At 72.2% G+C, this 20,099-nt stretch carries 18 protein-coding genes; 13 read left to right on the plus strand and 5 right to left on the minus strand.

Annotated elements, in window-relative coordinates; genetic code table 11:
• Positions 1-16 precede the first annotated feature (16 nt).
• Positions 17-1,057, minus strand: a complete 1,041-nt coding sequence (locus BLASA_RS09185; RefSeq protein WP_014375839.1) for a universal stress protein — start codon at positions 1,055-1,057, stop codon at positions 17-19.
• 102 nt (positions 1,058-1,159) lie between these two features.
• On the opposite strand from BLASA_RS09185, the gene BLASA_RS09190 reads away from it, so the two are divergent.
• The 7 genes from BLASA_RS09190 (at position 1,160) to BLASA_RS09220 (ending at position 9,658) form a co-directional block, all read left to right on the plus strand.
• A complete protein-coding gene (locus BLASA_RS09190; protein ID WP_014375840.1) occupies positions 1,160-1,588 on the plus strand; it encodes a MarR family winged helix-turn-helix transcriptional regulator in 429 nt (142 codons plus the stop codon).
• 120 nt (positions 1,589-1,708) lie between these two features.
• Positions 1,709-3,049, plus strand: a complete 1,341-nt coding sequence (locus BLASA_RS09195; RefSeq protein WP_041776318.1) for a glutamine synthetase family protein — start codon at positions 1,709-1,711, stop codon at positions 3,047-3,049.
• Positions 3,050-3,165: 116 nt separating this feature from the next.
• The gene (locus BLASA_RS09200; RefSeq protein ID WP_014375842.1) at positions 3,166-3,894 is read left to right on the plus strand and encodes a type 1 glutamine amidotransferase; all 729 of its coding nucleotides are present in this window, start codon (positions 3,166-3,168) and stop codon (positions 3,892-3,894) included.
• Positions 3,891-7,031: a bifunctional [glutamine synthetase] adenylyltransferase/[glutamine synthetase]-adenylyl-L-tyrosine phosphorylase gene (locus BLASA_RS09205; protein WP_014375843.1), complete on the plus strand. Its 3,141-nt coding sequence runs from the start codon at positions 3,891-3,893 to the stop codon at positions 7,029-7,031. Before BLASA_RS09200 ends, BLASA_RS09205 begins: the two co-directional genes overlap by 4 nt.
• Before the next feature lie 114 nt (positions 7,032-7,145).
• On the plus strand, positions 7,146-8,264 hold the full coding sequence (locus BLASA_RS09210) for an AMIN-like domain-containing (lipo)protein (RefSeq protein WP_014375844.1): 1,119 nt from the start codon (positions 7,146-7,148) through the stop codon (positions 8,262-8,264).
• A 50-nt stretch (positions 8,265-8,314) separates the two neighbouring features.
• Positions 8,315-8,641, plus strand: coding sequence for a CDGSH iron-sulfur domain-containing protein (locus tag BLASA_RS09215; protein ID WP_014375845.1), 327 nt, complete (start codon positions 8,315-8,317; stop codon positions 8,639-8,641).
• 123 nt (positions 8,642-8,764) lie between these two features.
• Entirely contained in the window at positions 8,765-9,658 is an 894-nt protein-coding gene (locus tag BLASA_RS09220; RefSeq protein WP_014375846.1) for a bile acid:sodium symporter family protein, read from the plus strand.
• A 95-nt stretch (positions 9,659-9,753) separates the two neighbouring features.
• Here BLASA_RS09220 and BLASA_RS09225 read toward each other — a convergent pair whose 3' ends face one another.
• The gene (locus tag BLASA_RS09225; protein WP_041776320.1) at positions 9,754-10,767 is read right to left on the minus strand and encodes an iron-containing redox enzyme family protein; all 1,014 of its coding nucleotides are present in this window, start codon (positions 10,765-10,767) and stop codon (positions 9,754-9,756) included.
• 75 nt (positions 10,768-10,842) lie between these two features.
• On the opposite strand from BLASA_RS09225, the gene BLASA_RS09230 reads away from it, so the two are divergent.
• The 6 genes from BLASA_RS09230 (at position 10,843) to BLASA_RS25560 (ending at position 16,962) form a co-directional block, all read left to right on the plus strand.
• The gene (locus tag BLASA_RS09230; RefSeq protein WP_014375848.1) at positions 10,843-11,688 is read left to right on the plus strand and encodes an SDR family NAD(P)-dependent oxidoreductase; all 846 of its coding nucleotides are present in this window, start codon (positions 10,843-10,845) and stop codon (positions 11,686-11,688) included.
• A 103-nt stretch (positions 11,689-11,791) separates the two neighbouring features.
• Positions 11,792-12,376: a hypothetical protein gene (locus BLASA_RS09235; protein WP_014375849.1), complete on the plus strand. Its 585-nt coding sequence runs from the start codon at positions 11,792-11,794 to the stop codon at positions 12,374-12,376.
• A 60-nt stretch (positions 12,377-12,436) separates the two neighbouring features.
• Positions 12,437-12,976 (plus strand): DUF1353 domain-containing protein, encoded by a 540-nt coding sequence (locus BLASA_RS09240; RefSeq protein ID WP_014375850.1) that lies wholly within the window; start codon positions 12,437-12,439, stop codon positions 12,974-12,976.
• Between the two features lie 89 nt (positions 12,977-13,065).
• Entirely contained in the window at positions 13,066-14,625 is a 1,560-nt protein-coding gene (locus tag BLASA_RS09245) for an alpha/beta hydrolase fold domain-containing protein (protein ID WP_014375851.1), read from the plus strand.
• Between the two features lie 970 nt (positions 14,626-15,595).
• The gene (locus tag BLASA_RS24190) at positions 15,596-16,558 is read left to right on the plus strand and encodes a hypothetical protein (RefSeq protein WP_014375853.1); all 963 of its coding nucleotides are present in this window, start codon (positions 15,596-15,598) and stop codon (positions 16,556-16,558) included.
• Positions 16,555-16,962: a GntR family transcriptional regulator gene (locus tag BLASA_RS25560; RefSeq protein ID WP_014375854.1), complete on the plus strand. Its 408-nt coding sequence runs from the start codon at positions 16,555-16,557 to the stop codon at positions 16,960-16,962. The genes BLASA_RS24190 and BLASA_RS25560 overlap by 4 nt, the downstream gene beginning before the upstream one ends.
• Before the next feature lie 403 nt (positions 16,963-17,365).
• On the opposite strand, the gene BLASA_RS24980 is transcribed toward BLASA_RS25560, so the two are convergent.
• The 3 genes from BLASA_RS24980 to BLASA_RS09270 all read right to left on the minus strand — a co-directional run bounded on the left by BLASA_RS24980 (position 17,366) and on the right by BLASA_RS09270 (position 19,922).
• Positions 17,366-17,821, minus strand: a complete 456-nt coding sequence (locus tag BLASA_RS24980) for a hypothetical protein (protein ID WP_014375855.1) — start codon at positions 17,819-17,821, stop codon at positions 17,366-17,368.
• A gap of 422 nt (positions 17,822-18,243) precedes the next feature.
• Positions 18,244-19,002, minus strand: a complete 759-nt coding sequence (locus BLASA_RS24195) for an HIRAN domain-containing protein (RefSeq protein WP_014375857.1) — start codon at positions 19,000-19,002, stop codon at positions 18,244-18,246.
• Entirely contained in the window at positions 18,999-19,922 is a 924-nt protein-coding gene (locus BLASA_RS09270; protein WP_014375858.1) for a hypothetical protein, read from the minus strand. The genes BLASA_RS24195 and BLASA_RS09270 overlap by 4 nt, the downstream gene beginning before the upstream one ends.
• Positions 19,923-20,099 lie beyond the last annotated feature (177 nt).

A 20,099-nucleotide genomic window follows, 5' to 3' on the forward strand; every position in this document is an offset into this window, starting at 1 on the left:
CCGGCAACGGCCGTGGTCACGACACCTGGCGCCGGAGCCCGAGGCGTGCCCGGCCGACCGTGGCGGCCGGCGGGACGACGGCCACCGGCCCGGCCACCCCGTCGACGACCGCGCGGCTCACGGAGCCGAACACCGCGCCGCGGGCCGGCCCACGCCGACCGGTCCCGACCACGACGAGGGCGGCGCCGGCCGCGCCCTCGATCAGCGCGGACGTCGGATCCCGGTGGACCACCTCGACGTCCACGGGGACGTCCGGGTACTCGGTGCGCCACCGGGCCAGCGAGGCGTGCAGGAGGTCGTACGCGCCCACCTCGCTGACGATCAGGGGCGCGGTGACCGCTTCCAGGTCGGCGGGGCGGTCGGCGGCCCAGGCGTGCACCGCCGTCAGGTCCAGCCCGCGCTGGTGCGCCGCCCGGAAGGCGAACCCGACCGCGGCGTCGCACCGGCGGGTGCCGTCGACCCCCACGACGACGCGTGGGCCGATCGCGTCCGGCAGGCCCGCGCCGGCCGCGCGATGGACCACCGCGACCGGGCAGCGCGCCGAGGCGCTGAGCCGGGCGGCGAGGGAGCCCGGCAACCGCCGCTGCGCGCTCCGCGGCTGCCCGGTCGACCGGCAGCCGAGCACGAGCAGCCGTGCCTCGCCGCTCTGCCGCAGCAGTACCTGTCCGGGGCTGCCCTGGACGAGGTGGGCGGTCACCTCCAGGCCAGGGTGCGCCGACCGTGCGCGGGTGACGGCCGCTCTCAGCACGCGCGCGCCCGTGACCTCCGCCGTCCGGGGGTCGACGAAGCCCGGGAACATGCCGAAGGGATCCACCCCGATGGGGAGGCGCAGCACGTGGACAATCTGCAGCGGGCACTGCTGGGCCGCGGCCTCCGCGGCCGCCCACTCGACGGTGCGCCCCGCGGTGTCGCTGCCGGAGGTCACCCCGACGACCACCGGGGCGGCGAGCCCGCGGAGGCGGTCGGCGACCGGCAGCACCATGCGGGCGAACCCGGGGTCGGAGAGCAGGTCGCCCTCGATCTGCCGCACCGCCTGACGTTCCGTGTCACTGAGCACGAGCGCCTCCTCACGGCGAACCCACCGGGGCTGATGCATCGTAACGCGATACATCAAGGCGTGACAGGGGACCGCGCGCCGTCCCCGTGGTCTCATGTCGGCGTGACCGCTGCCGACGACACGCCCGGCGGTCCGCCGCTGAGCAAGCGGGACTTCGAGGACCTGGCCCGCTTCCGGTTCGGCATCCGCCGGTACCTGCGCTTCAGCGAGGAGACCGTGCGCCGGCACGGCGTGACCCCGCAGCATTACCAGCTGATGCTGGCTCTCAAGGGTTTCCCCGAACGGGACTGGGCGACGGTGAGCGAGCTGGCCGACCGTCTGCAGCTGCGGCACCACAGCGTCGTGGAGCTGGTCAACCGGGCGCAGGCGCAGGGTCTCGTGGACCGGGCGCCGCACCCGACGGACGCGCGCGCGGTGCGGGTCGTGCTGACCGCCGAGGGGGAGCGCATCCTCGGTCGGCTCAGCGCCCTGCACCGGGACGAGCTGCGGCGGCAGGACACCGCGCTGTTCCCGCCCACCTGGGAAGGCTGATCCGGCTCCCGGGGGCCGCGAGGACATCGGGCAGCCCGGGACCGTGTGCGAAACGCCCGGACGGGGCACGCTTGCGCTGATTTCACATCCCGGAAACGAGCGGACTGGATCATGGCGGGCATGGACCGACAGCAGGAATTCGTCCTGCGGACCCTGGAAGAGCGCGACATCCGCTTCGTGCGGCTGTGGTTCACCGACGTCTCGGGCTATCTCAAGGCCGTCGCCGTGGCCCCGGCGGAGATCGAGGCAGCGTTCGCCGAGGGCATCGGCTTCGACGGCTCGGCGATCGAGGGCTTCGCCCGCGTCTACGAGTCCGACATGGTGGCCAAGCCTGACCCGGGCACGTTCCAGGTGATGCCCGCGCGCGAGGGGCGGGCCAGCGACACCGCCCGGATGTTCTGCGACATCACCCTGCCCGACGGCTCACCGTCGTGGGCCGATCCCCGCCACGTGCTGCGCCGGGCCCTGGCCAAGGCCGCCGACATGGGGTTCACCTTCTACACCCACCCCGAGATCGAGTTCTTCCTGCTGAAGGACCTGCCCACCGACGGCAGCGCCCCGCAGCCGGCCGACACCGGCGGCTACTTCGACCTGTCCACGCACAACGTGGCGCACGACTTCCGCCGGGAGGCCGTGTTCGCGCTGGAGGCCATGGGCATCTCGGTGGAGTTCAGCCACCACGAGGTCGCGCCCGGCCAGCAGGAGATCGACCTGCGGTACGCCGACGCGCTGTCGATGGCCGACAACATCATGACGCTGCGGCACGTCGTCCGTGAGGTCGCGCTTGCCCAGCAGGTGCACGCCACCTTCATGCCCAAGCCGTTCACCGAGCTGGCCGGCTCGGCCATGCACACGCACGTGTCGCTGTTCGAGGGCGACCGCAACGCCTTCCACGACCCGGCCGACCCGATGCGGTTGTCGACCACCGGCAAGCAGTTCATCGCCGGCCTGCTCACCCACGCCCGCGAGATGACCGCGGTCACCAACCAGACGGTCAACTCCTACCGGAGGCTGCTCGCCGGCACCGAGGCGCCGACGGCGGCGACGTGGGGCCGGGCGAACCGCTCCGCGCTGGTCCGTCTGCCGTCGTACAAGCCGAGCAAGGCGCAGTCGGCCCGTGTGGAGGTGCGCTCGCCGGACTCGGCCTGCAACCCCTACCTGACCTTCGCCGTCATCCTGGCCGCCGGGCTGCGGGGGATCGAAAAGGGCTACGAGCTCCCGCCCGAGGCCGAGGACGACGTCTGGTCGCTCACCGACACCGAGCGCCGCGCCGCCGGCTACGAGGACCTCCCGGTCTCCCTCGGGGAGGCGCTGACCGCCATGCAGGGCAGCGAGCTGGTGGCCGAGACGCTCGGCGAGCACGTGTTCGAGTTCTTCCTCCGCAACAAGTGGGAGGAGTTCAACTCCTACCGGCAGAACGTCACCCCGTTCGAGCTGCAGCGCTACCTGCCCGGCCTGTGACCGACGGCTCTGGGGGTGTCGTCCGCGCTCTGGCAGTTCTGCAGGACCCGCAGACCGCGAACAACGCCCCCATAGCGAGGTGAGGCGGCGCGATCCGGGCTACTAGCCTCGATCGCGTGACCTCCGACGCCCGCCTGCTCGTCGTCGTCCCGAGCGAGAGCGACCCGCCCGCGCGGCTGGGGGAGTGGCTGCGCGCGGCGGGCCTGGAGCTCGACGAGCGGCATCTGGGGCTCGGCGAGCCGCTGCCGGAGACCCTCGACGGCTTCCACGGGCTGCTCGTGCTCGGCGGCCCGCAGTCGTCGATGGACGACGAGGCGACCAGCCCCGAGCTCGTCGGCGTCCGGGCCCTGCTTCGGCAGGCGATCGACGCCGACCTGCCCACCCTGGCGGTCTGCCTGGGCGCCCAACTGCTCGCGCAGGCGGGCGGTGGGCGCATCCGCGTGGGTGCCGAGGGCCCCGAGGTGGGCGCCACCCTGGTGGCCAAGCGGGACGTGGCCGACGCCGACCCGGTGTTCGGCCCGCTGCCGCTGTCGCCCGACGTCATCCAGTGGCACCACGACGAGATCGCCGAGCTGCCGACCGGCGCCACCCTGCTGGCGAGCAATCCGCACTACCCGCACCAGGCCTACCGGGTGGGTGCGCACGTCTACGGCCTGCAGTTCCACATCGAGACGACGCCGGAGATGGTGCGCGCCTGGGCCGCCAGCGACCCTGTGGGTGTCGCAGCCGGCCCGCTGGACATCGACACCCTGTGCGCCCGCGCCGCCGCCGCGCACGACGACGTCGCGGAGGCCTGGCAGCCGTTCACCACCCGGTTCGCCGGGCTGGTCCGGGCCCGCGCATGACCGCGCCCCAGGCGGAGATCCCGCGCCGGGCGACCGTCCGGCTGGTCCGCTTCGGCTTCGAGGACGGCGAGCGCGCCGCCCGGCTGCTGTCGGACTCGTCCCTGGGCCTGTGGGACCTGGAGCGCAACGAACCGGCCGATCCGGAGGCCGGCCCGGTGGTCGCGGCGCTGGCCCGTGCCGGCGATCCCGACCTCGCCGTCCGGTCGCTGCACCGGCTGGTGGAGGCGCTCGACGTCGCCGACGACAGCGGGGGAGCGGCCGCGACGCTGCTGGCCCGGCTCCGCGGGTCCGGGCAGCTGCGGGGTCGCCTGCTCGCCGTCCTGGGCGCCAGCTCCGGCCTGGCCGACCACCTGGCTGCCCATCCGCTGGACTGGGACGTCCTCGACGACGAGGAGCACGGGCCGAGCCGGCCGACCCCGCACGCCCTGGAGCAGCAGATGCTGCGCGCCGTCGGTGCCGACCCGGACGACCCGCCCTGGGGCGTCCGGCTGGGCAAGGGGGCGCCCGACGCCGCTCGGGAGCGCGTGACCGGGCTCCGGCTGGCCTACCGGCGGGCGATCCTCTCCCTCGCGGGGCGAGACCTGGCCGACGGCGTGCCGGCCGAAGAGGCCGCCGCGGAGCTCGCCGACATCGCCGCCGCCGTGCTCAGCGCCGGGCTGGCGGTCGCCGTCGCGGAGCAGCCGGCCGACGCCGCGGCCTGCCGGCTGGCGGTCATCGCCCTCGGCAAGACCGGTGGGCGGGAGCTGAACTACGTCAGCGACGTCGACGTGGTGTTCGTGGCCGAGCCGGTCGATCCCGCGGGGTGGGCGGGTTCAGAGGTCGACGCAGCCCCCGCGCTGGCGAGCGCGACGCGGGTGGCCGCGGCGCTCATGCGGATCTGCCGGGAGGCGGCCTGGGAGGTCGACGCGGCGTTGCGCCCCGAGGGCAAGGCGGGCGCCCTGGTCCGCACCGTCGCCGGGCACGCCGCCTACTACGACCAGTGGGCCGACACCTGGGAGTTCCAGGCGCTGCTCAAGATGCGCCCGGTCGCAGGTGACCCGGATCTGGGCCGCTCCTACGTCGAGGCGCTGTGGCCGCTGGTGTGGAAGGCCGGCGACCGGCCCGGCTTCGTCGGCGAGGTCCAGGCGATGCGCCGCCGGGTGGAGGCCAACATCCCTCCGGCGCAGGCCGAGCGGGAGCTGAAGCTGGGCCGGGGCGGCCTGCGCGACGTCGAGTTCGCCGTCCAGCTGCTGCAGATGGTGCACGGGCGGGTCGACCCCGGCCTGCGCGTGGGCGGGACGCTGCCGGCGCTCATGGCGCTGTCGGCCGGCGGCTACGTCGGGCGGGACGACGCCGCGACGCTCATCGCCTCCTACCGGTTCCTGCGCACGGTCGAGCACCGGCTCCAGCTGCTCCGCCTGCGCCGCACCCACCTGCTGCCCACCGACGAGCAGCAGCTGCGCTGGCTCGCCCGCTCCCTGGGCTACAAGCCCGACCACCGCGGCGACGCCGTCGCCGTGCTGCGGGCCGAACTGGCGCTGCACACCCGCGAGGTGCGCCGGCTGCACGAGAAGCTGTTCTACCGGCCGCTGCTCTCCGCGGTCGCGCGGGTGCCCGGCGAGCAGCTGCAGCTCGGATCGAAGGCGGCCGGTGAGTGGCTGCGGGCGCTGGGCTTCGCCGATCCCGATGGGGCGCTGCGGCACCTGGGTGCGCTCACCGGTGGGGTCTCCCGCTCGGCGTCGATGCAGAAGTACCTGCTGCCGGTGCTGCTGCAGACCTTCGCGTCCTGCCCCAACCCCGACGCCGGGCTGCTGGCCTACCGGCAGGTCAGCGAAGCCCTCGGCGGAAACCAGTGGTTCCTGCGGCTGCTGCGCGACGAGGGCCAGGTGGCCGAGCGCCTCGCCCAGCTCCTGGGCTCCAGCCAGTACGTGGCCTCCCTGCTCACCCGCACCCCCGAGGCGCTGCGGTTGCTCGTCGACGACGCCGAGCTCGCGCCCCGGACGGCGGCCACGCTGGCCAAGGCCTGGCGGCAGGCCGCCGGGCGGGCGCCCGATCCGCAGGCCGGCATCCGGGTCATCCGCGGCCTGCGCCGGCATGAGCTGCTGCGGATCGCCTCCGCCGACCTGCTGGGCCGCCTGGACGTGCACCAGGTGGGGCGGGCGCTCACCGACGTCGCCGTCGCCACCCTGCAGGCCGGGCTGGACACCGCGCTGCGGGCGCACGCGCTCGAGGCCCACGTCGAGGTCGCGGATCTGCCCATGGACCTCGCCGTCATCGGGATGGGGCGCCTGGGCGGGGGAGAGATGGGCTTCGGCTCCGACGCCGACGTGCTGTTCGTGCACCGGCCCCGGGCGGTGCGGGGGGAGAGCACTGCCGACGAGACGAAGGCGACGGCCGCGGCGAACGCGGTGGCGCACACCCTCCGTCGGCTGCTCGCCGAACCCGGGCCGGATCCGGCGTTCGAGGTGGACGCCGACCTGCGGCCCGAGGGCCGGCAGGGTCCGCTGGTGCGCAGCCTCTCGGCGTTCCAGGAGTACTACGAGCGCTGGGTGTCGGTGTGGGAGGTGCAGGCGCTGCTGCGTGCGGTACCGGTGGCCGGCGACGAGGACCTCGGTGCCGCGTTCACCGACCTCGTCGACCCCATCCGCTACCCGGCCGCCGGGCTGTCCGCGGAGCAGGTCGCCGAGATCCGCCGGATCAAGGCCCGCGTGGAGCGGGAGCGGCTCCCCCGGGGCGCCGATCCGGCCACCCACACCAAGCTGGGCCGCGGCGGCCTCGCCGACGTCGAGTGGACCGTCCAGCTCCTGCAGCTCCAGCACGCCGCCGAGCTCCCCTCGCTCCAGGCGCCCTCCACGCCCGGGGCGCTGGATGCGCTCACGGCGGCGTCGCTGCTCGATCCCGACCGGGCCGACGCGCTGCGGTCCGCGTGGGAGCTGGCGACCCGCGCGCGGAACGCGATCTTCCTGGTGCGTGGTCGCCCCAGCGACCAGCTGCCCCGGCCGGGACTGGAGCTGGCGGGGGTCGCCCGGGCGTGCGGGTACGGCGCGGACGACGACCCGGGTCAGTTCGTCGACGACTACCGCCGCACCACCCGGCACGCCCGGACCGTGGTCGAGCAGGTCTTCTACGGCCAGCCGCCGCCCGGGCCGGGGCAGTGACCACAGGACCCGGCATGTGACGATCCGGTTGCATCGGGTCCGGGCAGGTTCGAAACCGGGAGCCACGGCAAGGCCTCCGGGAGGACGTGACCCCTAGATCAAGGCAGGACAGGCATGCGTTTCCTTCCCGCCGGAGTCTGTGCGGCGCTGCTCCTCACGGCCTGCACCACGGACGGCGGGCCCCCGGCCGACGCCGACCCCGATCCGACCGCGTCACCGACCGCGACCGAGCCGCGCGACGACCCGGCCGGCGAGCCGTCGGGCGAGCCGTCGGACGAGCCGTCGGACGACGGATCCGAGGCGCTGGAACCGGTGGGTGCCGGTGACACCGCCGAGTCCGTCGCCCAGGGAAACGGCCCGCCGGTGGCGCTCACCGACGTGCGACTCGCTGCCCACGAGGGCTTCGACCGGATCGTCTTCGAGGTGGCCGGTGAGGGCGAGGCCGGCTGGGAGATCGGCTACACCGACGAGCCGCGAGCCCAGGGATCGGGAGCCCCCGTCGAGGTCCCCGGCGACGCCGTCCTCGGCATCACGCTGACCAACATCGCGCTGCCGGGCGACGCGCCGGAGGACGTGCAGCCCTGGGAGGGGGCCGCCCAGCTGACGGCCGCCGGTGCGGCCGTGCTCGACACCCTGGTCGAGGACACCCTCTTCGAGGGGCGGTACACCTTCTTCGCCGGGCTGGACCGGCAGCGGCCGTTCGCGGTGGGCTCGCTGCCATCGCCGCAGCGGATCGTGGTGGACGTCCTCGCCGACGAGCTCACCGCTCCCGTCGGCCTCTCGCAGCGCTGCGAGAGCCCGGCCGGCTTCTCGATCTCCTATCCGGAGGGGTGGTCGGTCAACTCGGGTCTGACCGTGCCCGCGTGCACGCGGTTCGCCCCGGAGCCGTTCACGGTCCCGCCCGGCACCGACGCCCGGGTGGGGGCGGTGACCGCGTCGGTGGAGTCCATCCCGTTCGACCGCGTCGCGGGCTCGGGCAGCGCCGACGTACGCAGCCGGTCCGAGACCACGGTCGACGGCCGGGCCGCGGTGCGGATCGAGCGGGTCTCCTCGGGTGAGGGCCTCTGGCCCGAGGGGGTGCGGACGACCAGCTACGTCGTCGATCTCGGCGAGGGGGAGGACGGACCCCGCACGCTGGTGGTCAACACGATCGATCTGCGGCAGTTCGACTACGCGCGCAACGTCCGGGTCCTGGACCGCATGGTCGGGACCCTCGAGTTCCCGGAGTCCTGATCCGGGGTCCCGGCCCGTGTGGTCGCCCGTCGTCAGGGCATGCTGGGGGCGTGTCGCGATCGTTGTCGGCCGAGCCCGACCCGCCCGAGGGCGTCGATCCCGAAGGGGTGCCTGCGGGTGACCCTGCGGACGGCGCCACGATCACGCCCTACCGGGACGGGCCGCTGATCGTGCGCGGGAACTTCCGGCTGGTCGACCAGGACGGCGCGGAGATCGATCCCGGCCGGGAGACGATCGCGCTGTGCCGGTGCGGCAAGTCGGGGATCAAGCCCTTCTGCGACGGCTCGCACAAGCGGGCCGGGTTCTCCGCCCCGAGCGCGCCGAGCAGGCCGCGTCCGGCCGCACGACTGCGCCGTGCGGGCCGCCGGGAGGACTGACCCTCCCGACCGTCCCCGCTTCTCCGCGCGGGGGCTGTCCAGACGTGATCCCCATCGCGCAGGATGCGCTGTATCCGTTCCCGCGGCGACCTCAGGTCCGCCCGGCCCCGATCGGAGCATGTCGTGGACTCTGCCCTCAGCACCGTCGCCCTGCCGTTGGCGCTGGCGGTGGTCATGTTCGGGCTGGGGCTCTCGCTCACCCCGGCCGACTTCGCCCGCATCGGCCGGCAGCCGAAGGCGGTGGTGATCGCGCTCGCCCTGCAGCTGCTGGTGCTGCCGGCGATCGCCTTCGGGCTGGTCCTGGCCTTCGGCCTCTCGCCGCTGCTGGCCGTCGGCATGATGCTGCTGGCCGCCTCCCCCGGGGGCACCACCGCGAACCTGTTCAGCCACCTCTACCGGGGCGACGTCGCGCTCAACATCAGCCTCACCGCGATCAACTCGGTGATCGCCGTCGTCACCCTGCCACTGGTCACGAACCTGGCGATCGGCTGGTTCGACCCCTCCGACGGCGGCACGCTCGGCCTGCAGTTCGGCAAGACCCTGCAGGTCTTCGCGATCGTGCTGGTGCCGGTGGCTCTCGGCATGCTGGTGCGCCGGTCGGGCCCGGCGTTCGCCGACCGGATGGACAAGCCGGTGCGCATCCTGTCCGCGGTGGTGCTGGCGCTGGTCATCGTCGGGACGATGCTCGCCGAGCGGGACGACGTCGTGGACTACCTGCAGGCGGTGGGGCTGCCCGCACTGGTGTTCTGCCTGTGCAGCCTCACCATCGGGTTCCTCGTGCCCCGCATGCTCGGCATCCGGCGCGCGCAGGCGATCGCCAGTGCCTTCGAGATCGGCATCCACAACAGCACGCTGGCGATCGCGGTCGCCATCAGCGTGCTCGGCAGCGTGGAGCTCGCCGTCCCCGCTGCGGTGTACGGGGTGCTCATGTTCCCCGTCGCCGCGGTCTTCGGCTGGGCGATCACCCGGGCGGGCACTCGCGCCTCCGAGCGGGACGAGCCCGTCTCCGCCGGGTGAGCGGCGGTCGCGGGGTCAGGCAGCCGAAGCATCGGCCACCTTCCGCGCCCCGGTCCGCTCCTCGCTCGTTCCTCGCTGCGATGCTCCCGGGGCTGTCAGGCGGCCAGCGCGGACTGGGTGCGCAGGGCCGAGCGACCGGCCTCCCACGCGCCCAGCAGGTGGTGTGCCGCGAGCCCGTCGAGGGCCAGCGAGGCGCCCGCACCGAACAGCACGTCCGCGGCCAGCCCGGGCTCCTCGGCGACCAGCGATCCGCACATGTCCACCGACGCGATCTGCTCGTGGACGGCGTCGGCCTCCACGTGCTCGTCGTAGAAGACGGTCGTCCGCTCGTCGAGACCCAGCCGGCGGAGCCCGGCGGAGTACCGCCGGCTGGGCTCGGACGACGTCATCTCCACGGCGGTGAGGTGTCCCAGGGCCGCGGCGCGCAGCCGGCGGTGCAGCGCGAACAGCGACATGGTGTTCACCGAGGCGAAGGCGACCGCCGGGGCCTCGTTCCACAGCGCGCCGTACCCGGCGTCCAGGTCGAGATCGCGCATCAGCCCGGCGAACAGCTCGCTGTGCATCCGCTCGACGGAGCCGCCGCCGTACTCGTCGGCCTGGATCTCCACCATGGCCGCCTTGGCCCGGCCGGACAGCCGCGGGATGGCGAACGTGTGCGGGTCGCCCTCCTTGAGGTGGTACACCGACCGCAGGGTCAGGTACTCCCGCCACTGCTCGAGGGTGCCCTGCTTGGCCATGTACGACGACAGCGACGGGCCGTCGTCGGCGTCGATCAGCGCGGTCAGCTGCCGGTCGATCGGCTCGTCGGTGACCGGCACGCCGCCCACCAGTTCCCGCAGCGCCGCCTCGTGACGCCGCTCCAGGCCGGCCCGCAACCCGATCAGCGCGGGGTTCCACTCCCAGTCCTCGGAGACGCCGTCGAAGCCGCGGTAGTGCAGCTCGTAGCAGCCGGCGAGGGCCAGCTGCAGGTCGTCGTCGGTCAGCGCCGCGGAGTCGTCCGCGGCCACCCGCCGGGCGCGCTCGAGCGTCGCCGCGGAGAGGTCGGTGCGGGTGGCGAGGTCGCGGAAGAGGGCGTCGGTGAGGGGACCCCGTGGCTCGGGCAGGCGCATGATCGTCAGCATGCCCAGCGACCGCGGAAACGATGCGCGGGTGGGTGTGACGTCGCCCGCGGGTAGCACGCCGCCATGACTTCTCTCTCCGACCGCGTCGTGCTCGTCACCGGGGGCAGCGCGGGTATCGGCCGCTCCACGGTCACCCGGCTGGCCGCCGACGGCGCCCGCGTCGTCACCTGCGCCCGCCACGGGGACCGGCTGGAGGAGGCGTTCGGCGGCCTGCCCGGGGTGTGCACGACCGTGGCCGACGTCGCCGACGCCGGTGACCGGGCCGCCCTCCTGGACCGGGTGCTGGACGAGCACGGCCGGCTGGACGCCGTCGTGCACAACGCCGGAGTCGGCTGGGCCGGGCTGCTCGAGGACATGCCGGGAGAGTCCGTCGAGGGCATCGTCGCGCTGAACCTGACCGGCGTCGTCGAGCTGACCCGGCTGGCGCTCCCGCATCTGCTCCGGTCGGCCGCCGACCGGGGGCGGGCCGACGTCGTCATGGTCTCCTCCGTCGCCGCCTGGTCGCAGGTGCCGCCGCTGACGGTGTACTCCGCCACCAAGGCCGGGGTGCAGGGCTTCGCGCGCGGCCTGCGCCGGGAGGTGACCACTCGCGGCATCCGCGTGCACACCGTCAATCCGTTCTTCGTGGAGACCGAGTGGCTGGCCCGGGGCCACGGCCACCCCCCGGTGTCGGGCGAGGACGCCCGCGGCCGGCTGTCCCGCGGCATCTCGCCCGACCGGGTGGCCGACCGGATCGGCGGCCTGTTGCGCAGCCCGCGGTCCCGGACCGTGACGGTGCCGCGCTGGGCGGGCCTGGCCCGGCTCGGCGAGGCGCCGCCGGTGGACCGGGTGCTGGACCGTCTGCTGTCGGGAAACGCCGACCGGATCCGCCGGATCGCCGCCCGGACGGTGGCCGAGCGGGTGGACTGAGGGACGGTCCTGCGGACGGTCTTCGGATCGGAACGTTCCGGATGCGGCGTCGCTGGATAGAGAGGGGTGGTCCACCGCCCCGTCCGGAAGCAGGTACCGCAGCATGCGACTCCTTCTCGCCGCAGCCTCCTCGCTGCTGGTCCTGGCCGGCTGCGGTACCACCGACGCGGCCGTCCCGTCCGCGTCGGCGCCGCCGTCCGCCGGCACGGAGACGATCGATGCGGTCGCCGCCGCGGAGACCGCCCGGTGCGACCACCCGGCCGGGTTCAGCGTCGGCTACCCGGCGGACTGGTCGGTCAACTCCGGCGAGGTGCTTCCGCTGTGCAGCTGGTTCGACGGGGAGTCGTTCTCCGTACCGGAGGCCACCGACGTCCGGATCGCCGCCGTCACGCTGTCCGTCCAGCCGGCCGACGGGTTCGTCGCCGCGTGGCCCGACGAGACGGCGCGCACGGCGGTCGACGTCGGCGGGCGGGCGGCGATGCGCGTGGAGCAGGTGGCCGGTCCGGGGTTCTACCCGGCGGGGACCCCGATCACGACGTACGTCGTCGAGCTCGGCTCCGAACTGCCCGGCGGCAGCGTCCTCGTGGCCGACACGGTGGGCCTGCCGGGGTTCGATCACGACCGCAACGTCGAGGTGCTCGACGCGATGATGGCCTCCCTCGTCTTCGACCGGGCCGCCCGCGTCTGACGCAGCCTGCCGGCCACCGGCGGCGCCGCGCTGAGCACAGGGGAGACGGGGGAGGGGCGCGTGCCGTTCGAGGTCGGGGACGTCGTCGTCCGGACGCTGGACGACGAGCACTGGGGCGTGGTCGAGCCGCTGGTCTACCGCGGGACGCGCGACCGCTTCGTCGTGCCCGCCGGGTTCCGGACCGACTTCGCCACGGTGCCGCGGGTCGTGGTCTGGCTGGTGCCGCGCTTCGGCCGGTACACGGCGGCGGCGATCCTGCACGACTGGCTCTGCACCGTCGGCATCGAGAGCGGCGTCGTGACCGCGCGGGAGGCCGACGGGGTCTTCCGCCGGGTCCTGCGGGAGAGCGGCGTGCCGGTGGTCCGTCGCTGGCTGATGTGGTGCGGGGTGCGGTGGGGCGCCTTCGCGGACCCCGTGCGCGGGACGGGCTGGTGGCGGAGCGCGCCGGGGGTGCTCGCCATCTCGCTAATGGCGGCGCCGGTGGTCGTGCCACCTGGCCTGCTCATCGCGGCGGCCCTGCTGGTCTACGGGGCCGTCGAAGCCGTGGTCGCGCTGCTCACCGGCTCGTTGCCGGAGGACGCCGGATCCTTCCGCACCTGAGCCCGGACCGCGATCGTCGTGTCCGCACCGGGGAGGGCGGGTAGGCGGAAGGGGACCTGCCCGCGCACCCCGGATCCCGGAGGCTCCCCATGCCCCTGAAGTACCCGACCCAGCCCGGAGACATCGACCATCTGATCGCCGACGATCACGCGATCGTCGAGCGGCAGTTCCAGCACCTGGAGGCCGGCCGCGGCAACCGCCGGGTCCTGGTCGACCAGGTGGTCGCCGAGTTGTCGATGCACGCCTTCGCCGAGGAGACGGTGCTCTACCCGATCTGGCCCGAGATCGGCATGACCGACGAGCACGACGACGCCGAGCACGAGCACCAGGAGATCAAGGAGCTGCTCGTCACCCTGGGCCGCACGGAGCCGGAGGAGACGGAGTTCGAGGAGACGCTGTCGAAGCTGATCGGGCTGGTCCGCCACCACGTGGAGGACGAGGAGTCCGACGAGCTGCCGGAGTTTCGGTCCAAGGCCGGGGCCGAGCGGATGGCCCAGCTGGGCAAGGAGTTCCTCACCGCCAAGCGGCGCGCGCCGACGCGGCCGCACCCGAACGCGCCGTCGGAGGGGCTCGCCGAGAAGGTCGCCGGTGCGGTGGCCAAGCCGCTGGACATGGCCCGCGACGTGGCCTCGGGGAAGCAGAAGGAGCTCGCCACCGACCCGAGCGGTCTCCTCGACCCGCAGGCCCAGGAGCTGCTCGATGCCTTCTCCTCGCTCGGGCCGCTGCCGTACGAGGTGCTGACGCCGGCCGAGGCGCGCAAGCAGCCCGGCCCGAAGCAGGCGGTGGAGAAGGTGATGAAGGAGCGGGGCATCGAGGGCCCGGAGCCGGTCGGCTCCGTGGACGACCTGATGATCCCCGACGGCGCCGGCGGGGAGCAGCGGCTGAGGGTCTACAAGCCGGCCGGTACCTGGCCCGGTGCGCTGCCGATCATCATGTGGATCCACGGCGGCGGATGGGTGCTGTTCGACATCGACGACCACTACGACGCCTCCTGCCGCGGGCTGTGCAACAAGACCGGCGCCATCGTGGTCAGCCCCGACTACCGGCGGGCGCCGGAGGCCGTCTTCCCGGCGTCGCACGACGACGTCCTGACCGCCTGGACCTGGGTGCGGGAGAACGCGGCGCAGATCGGCGGCGACCCGGCCCGGATGGCGATCGGCGGGGAGTCCGTCGGCGGCAACATGGCACCGGCCACCGCGCTCACGCTGGCCGTCAACGCCCAGCCGCTGCCGCTGGCGCAGGTCTGCGTCTACCCGCTGACCACCGGTGAGCAGTTCGGTGAGTCGATGGAGGACGCCGCCGATGCCCGGCCGCTCAACCGCGCGCTGCTGTCCTGGATGGCGATGCACGCCTTCGAGGGCAAGCCGGAGGCGGCGAAGGACCCGCGGATCGCGCTGCTGGACTGGACGCCGGAGCAGCTGGCCGCCATGCCGCCAACGCTGGTCATCACCGACGAGCGCGATCCGCTGCGCAGCCAGGGCGAGGAGTTCGCCCGCAAGCTGGAGGCGGCCGGTGTCCCCACGGCGAGCACCCGGTACGACGGCGTCTCGCACGAGTTCTTCGGCGCGGCCGCGGTGCTGGACAAGGCCGAGCAGGCGCAGCAGGAGGCGGCGCAGCACTTCCGGCGGGCCTTCGGCACGGCGGGCTGAGGAAACCAGGCGCGGACGCACTGCGGCCCCCGGCCTTGACGAGGTCGGGGGCCGCAGTGGCGGTGGAACTCAGATGTCGTAGTAGATCGCGAACTCCCCCCGCGTGATTGGGCACCTGTGGCTCTTCGTTGATATAGCGCCTGACCTGCACTTTCCTGGTTAGTGATGTTCGGAGACAGATGGGTCTTGTTGAACCTTTTGGGGACTGGATGGGGACTGGCGGCAGGCCCCCGGTGTCGGCGCGGCGCGCGGTTGGCTGCCTTGACCCATGGCTACGGAACGGAATCCGGCTCGCACGTCGGCACGCCCGCGGTATCGGCGACGCGCGTCCCACCCGATCAGCGTGCCGGCTGCCTCGGTCGCGGCAAGGGCGCTTCGCGTCCCTTCGGGATCGGCCTGCGGCCGACCCTTCCCTCGACCAGCGCCAGCCGGATCGGGCGGGTTGTGGGAAGCGCAGGGGAGTGTGGACGGCGAAGGTCTGTCAGTGGGTGGTCCCGTGTGGGGCCGGAAGCTCACTCGAAGGGCCGGCGTCCAGACGGATCCCTATTGGGTGACGGCGAACGAGGCCTCCCACCTGTCCCTGAAGGCGGCTTCAGGGACACCCGGCCTCGGAGCGGTCACCGGGACGATCGCCGGGGTGAGCGACTCGTAGGCGGCTGAGGTGGGCGACGAGGTCGCGGCTCTCCACAAGGCGGAGTAGGACTCGTCGAGTTCCGGACGAGCCTCCTTCCTGTCCGTCCACTCCTCGGGTGCACTCAGCCGCTCGTCGGTCAGGCAGGAAAGCTGCGATGGCGGGTGTGGTCCGCGGCGACCACGCGCCCACCATGGCCCGTCGAGCCGCAGGTACAGAGTCCGTCAGAGGCTGTGAGCAGTCACCCCCTTATCACCCGGGTGGCGTGGCGTCTTGACATACCGACACAACGAGACTCAATGTACCGATGTATTGGTTCATTCAGTGAACGGAGTTGCAGTGACCGGAGTCCTGGCCGTCGGCCCGGTGGCCGTCTTCGTGCTGGTGGGTGTCGTGGTTCTGGTGGTGCTAGCAGCCACTGCAGTCAGACGCAGGCAACTGGCGCCTGCAGTTGCCGATGCCCGGCGGTACGGCCTGTCCACCAACGGGCTCTCTGTGGCATTGGGGGGCGTCGCTGGCGTTGCCGTTGCCCTGGGAGACCTCGCCGGCCGTCTCGGATCGGGCGTGTCGATTGCGCTGGCACCGCTGGTGTTCGGCGTCGTGCACACCGCGGTCCTGGGTGTGGGCGAGAAGCTGTGGCCCCGTCCCCGTGGCGCGGTGCGAACTGCGGGTCTCACTCCGCGGCGCTTCCCGTCCAGTGTCCGGTGGCTGCGAACGATCTATGGCTCGGTGGTGCTGGTGGTCGTGGCAACGTGCGCCGCCGGTTGGTCCACGGCCGGCGCCGATGGTCGCTCGTTCACCACCACCCCGCCATCGCCTCCTGGACTGGACGTGGTCGTTGGCCCCAGCACCACCGGCCCCTATCCCGGAGACGTTTTTGCGCTGCCCGCCCTCATCGGGACCGGCCTGCTCGTACTGCTCACCTGGCTGACCGTGCAGGCTGCGCTGAATCGGTCGGCGGTGCCCGCCGACGAAGCGAGCGAGCGGACACTGCGGGGAGCCTCCATCCACCGCGTGCTGCGCGGCTCCACCTCGGCCCTGCTGCTCCTGCTGGCTGGGCTGTGGTTCGTGGCAGGGGCGGCGCTCCACACTGCCGCCCAGGACACCTTGGTGGGCATCGAGGGGGCCACCTACGTCATCGAGGGCGGGCCCGGACTCGAGGTGATCGGCGTTGCGGCGATGATCGCCGGGGGATTCGCCGCTGTCGCCGCACTGGTGCTGCTGCTCCTGCCCGCCCCGCGACTGCGGCCGGCACCTCCGGCCCCGCCGGCTGCCCAGACACCGTCACCGGTGGTGGTGTGACCGCCACCGACCCGGCACCGCTGACCCTTCGGATCGATGTCACCTCGGCGGTACCGGTCTACGAACAGCTGCGCACCCAGGTCAGCGCCCTCGTCAGTGCGCGGCGCCTTGTCCGCGGCGACCGGCTGCCCGCAGCCCGCGCGCTTGCCGCCGATCTTGGCATCGCCGTGGGAACCGTGGCACGGGCCTACCGGGAACTGGAGACCGGCGGGTGGGTCACCTCCCGCCGCAGGACCGGCACCGTCATCGCCGGACCGATGCAGACGAACGACCCCGCACCCAGCGGCGCAACGGCCTCGGACCAGGTCGAACGCGCCGCCGATCACCTCGTGCGAATCGGCCGGGCCACCGGCCTCGATGACGACGCCCTGCTCACCGCGCTGCGTGGTGCTCTCCTGCGCTGACACACCGGACTACTGATCAGGTCGGCTCACTGAGCTCCGCCCATGACACCCACCGAAGGCACGTGGGATGCCGCACCTTCAGGTGACCGCAGCAGGAGCGGGAATGTCTGGGCAGCATGGGGCGCTCGGCGGGGGCTGCGTCCGGTCAGCTGCCAGGTGCGGGGGTAGGTTCCAGCGCTGCAGCTTGTGGTCAGTCTCGCCCTCGTCCTCCAACTCGTCGGGGCCGATCGCACGCATGCGTCAGAACAGCAAGACGGTCATGAATCGCTCGTGCCGAGTGTCGGTGAGTGGACGCAATGGAACAAGAACGGCTCTCGACGGGCCACCGTCGCAAGAGACGGCCGAGGGACCTCGGTGGTGTCCCTGAGCGCGCCGGCCGTTCTGGGACACCGGCGGAGGTTCCTCAAAGCACGTTCGGCAAGGTGCGAACCACGAAGTGCTCGTCTACGAGTCGCCCGTCGCTGTAGAGCCGTAACCGGTAGAGCCCTGAGCCGTCGCCCTGCATCAGCGTCACCTTCTTTCGTTCGAAGTCCGCCCGCGCCTCCTCGGATGTCAGCCACCACGACTCTGACGGAGGTGGGCGCAGTCGGTGCGGAATGCGGACTTCGACGTGATGTTGTCCGGTCATCGAAGGCGGACCGTGCTTGGCGATACCGCCGCCGAGGCCTTCCAGGCGAGCGAGCCTCGGCCTACCGACGACATAGGTAACGCGCCCACGCTTGTCTTGCCGAACGCCGAGCCAGTCGTAGTGACCACTCTCGATCTTGGCGTACAACACCTTGGGACTGGCACAGAACTCGATGACGCCGTAGAGCTGCTGGCCAGGTCTCTTGTCCTCGTAGGACCGTTCCGAAGGCACGCGGGCGACTCTGCCGCAGGTGGGCTGATGGTGGGCGCGAACTGACTGGCACGCCGCCGAAAGGTGTCCCTGAGTGGGCCGCCCAGGGACACAAGGTGCCTTTGGGACATCCGTCGCCAGGGCCGTCCCCTGCCCGAGTGGAGTTCGCGTGCGGATGCGGTCGTCAGGGGGATCGGTCGCTAGCGTCGGCTGCATGTCGCGGCCCGCTGGCACTACCAGGCGCTTCTGGCTGCTCCTCGTCCTCTGGTCCGCCGTTGGAGCCGTCATCGGCACTGTGCTCGGGCAACTGCTTGGGCTGGCCGGAGTCGGGGTCATCGTTGTTCTGCTCGCGGTCGGCGGGCTCGTCCTCTACCGGCATCAGCGAGGACGTCGCTGACTGTGTCCCTTAAGTGGGCCGCTTGGGGTCGAGCCAGGCCTCAGGCCTATGAGCCGAAGGTATCCCACTCTGGCCCCGCGAAGGGATCAACGCCGGCTGGCAGGGTGCCGTTCAGGCGGACAAGGAGTCGAAGATGTGGATTCGTCTCTACTCCGTTAGCGACCTCCACGGCGGCCGCCATCTCTTTGAGGGCATGGATATAGCCAGTCAGCGGCCGAGGTACGTAGCCCAGCAAGAGGCCGCCAGTGTCGTGGACACCAACGGCGAAAGGATCTGCGGGATTGCTCGGCTCTGGGGCCAAGGTCAGCGGCTCGCCAGTTGACAGGCGAGCGATTCGCTCACTCGCTGCAGACCCTCGGTAGCGCACACCATGCGCCATGAACAGTGCGCGCGTCGCTCCACTAGCGTCAATAACTGGCATTGGGACAAGTTCGATGTTGTCTCCGCGCCGGTGACCTCCAGAGTGGGTCAACACCTCAAGAGGTGTGGCGTCCTCGCCGAGATTCAGCGTCCGGAGATACTCCAGGCGATCCGGGCGGCGGGGACTGATCACTCGTTCGGCAAACAGCGGGAACAGATACGGCCGTTCGTACACCCGCTGGGTCTCCGGGAAGCCCAGCAGAGATATGAACCCGTCAGCTTCGACGGCTCGGCGTAGGTAGGCGAAGGAGTAACGCTCCGGCGTTGCGGTCAGGACTCCCACGGCTTGGTAGTCACCGTCCGGTCGCCGGACGGTGACGATCAGGCGTCCCGTGTCCCTGGCCTCACCAGAGGTCTCCGCGTCGGGGAGCAGGACAGACGTCACGACCGGATCCTCTCTTGGTTGATGGCCAGCAGGTTTGACACGAACGTACGTGTCGCCGGTGACAAGTTCGGGACTGCGTCCACCAGAGCATGACACCGATCAGCGCTCACGCTCGCGATGCGGCTGGTCCAGTAAGCCCGTGCGGGTGAACCGGCCCGCTGCAGCGCCTCCCGGGCGAACGCCACCAGGGGAGTTCTGCCCATGTCCTCGAAGCGGTGCGCGAAGCCACGTTCGCACCAACGACGGAGCTGGCCGTGAGCGACGAGCTGCCCCCGGTTCTGATCCATGAGCCCCGATCCGAGCGCAGACCCGTGGTCGAACGTCGGCGCCAGACGGAGCTCACCGGCGGGACCATGCAGAACGGCCCAGTTGTACTCATGTCGGTCCGTGTTGGCGATCCACGCGTCGAAGAGAAGTAAGCCGGCGAACACGTCGAAGGCCGGCCAGTCGGTGTACTCGGTATGCGGAGGACCGTGCGCGTCGGCTAGGACTCGCTGGATGTTGTCGAGGTTGTGCCCGATCCGGTTGGGCCTCTTGTCTGCGCTATCGCGCGGGCGGTAGTTCTCGTCTACGCCGCCGATAAGCACGCCGCCGCCGTGCATGGCCCACTCCCACGGGCGCAAGTCGCGCGACATCGAGCCGCGCTGCCCGTCGAGCACGGCGAACTCCACCTGTGCCGCGGGGATGCCGACGAAGGCGGCGAGTTCGGCGCTGAGCTTCTCGGCCCAATCCTCACCTCGTCGATACATCCTGACTAGGTCGGGCTGGTCCTGAGGAGGCTTCAGCGTCTTCACCGTAGGCGGCTTGTAGAGCCACCTGGTGTGCTCGCTGCGCGGATCGGTAAGCCAGACCTTGGCTTCGTCACCGCCGGGCTCAAAATCCTCCCGTGTCCAGTCCTGGACGTCGAGCAGGGCGAACACGCCTGAGACCGTAGTGAAGACGGCGGACCAGCTGCCCTGCGGCGCGCTGTACGGCTTCCTGCAATCATCGCGGGGTCTGACCGCGTAAGCATCGGCGCCTGCTGGTCACATCGCACGGGCGACCCGCGGCTGCCTGTCCCTTAACGGCCCACTACGGGACAGTCCCCTGAGTGCCCT

Source organism: Blastococcus saxobsidens DD2 (genome assembly GCF_000284015.1).
In the GTDB taxonomy this organism is placed as follows: domain Bacteria; phylum Actinomycetota; class Actinomycetes; order Mycobacteriales; family Geodermatophilaceae; genus Blastococcus; species Blastococcus saxobsidens_A.

Excerpts from the sequence above, each read along its gene's own strand:
- BLASA_RS09225 (WP_041776320.1), bottom strand. The coding sequence starts at position 10,767 with ATGCGCCTGCCCGAGCCACGGGGTCCCCTCACCGACGCCCTCTTCCGC.
- BLASA_RS09230 (WP_014375848.1), top strand. The coding sequence starts at position 10,843 with ATGACTTCTCTCTCCGACCGCGTCGTGCTCGTCACCGGGGGCAGCGCG.
- BLASA_RS09235 (WP_014375849.1), top strand. The coding sequence starts at position 11,792 with ATGCGACTCCTTCTCGCCGCAGCCTCCTCGCTGCTGGTCCTGGCCGGC.
- BLASA_RS09210 (WP_014375844.1), top strand. The coding sequence starts at position 7,146 with ATGCGTTTCCTTCCCGCCGGAGTCTGTGCGGCGCTGCTCCTCACGGCC.
- BLASA_RS09245 (WP_014375851.1), top strand. The coding sequence starts at position 13,066 with ATGCCCCTGAAGTACCCGACCCAGCCCGGAGACATCGACCATCTGATC.
- BLASA_RS09205 (WP_014375843.1), top strand. The coding sequence starts at position 3,891 with ATGACCGCGCCCCAGGCGGAGATCCCGCGCCGGGCGACCGTCCGGCTG.
- BLASA_RS09195 (WP_041776318.1), top strand. The coding sequence starts at position 1,709 with ATGGACCGACAGCAGGAATTCGTCCTGCGGACCCTGGAAGAGCGCGAC.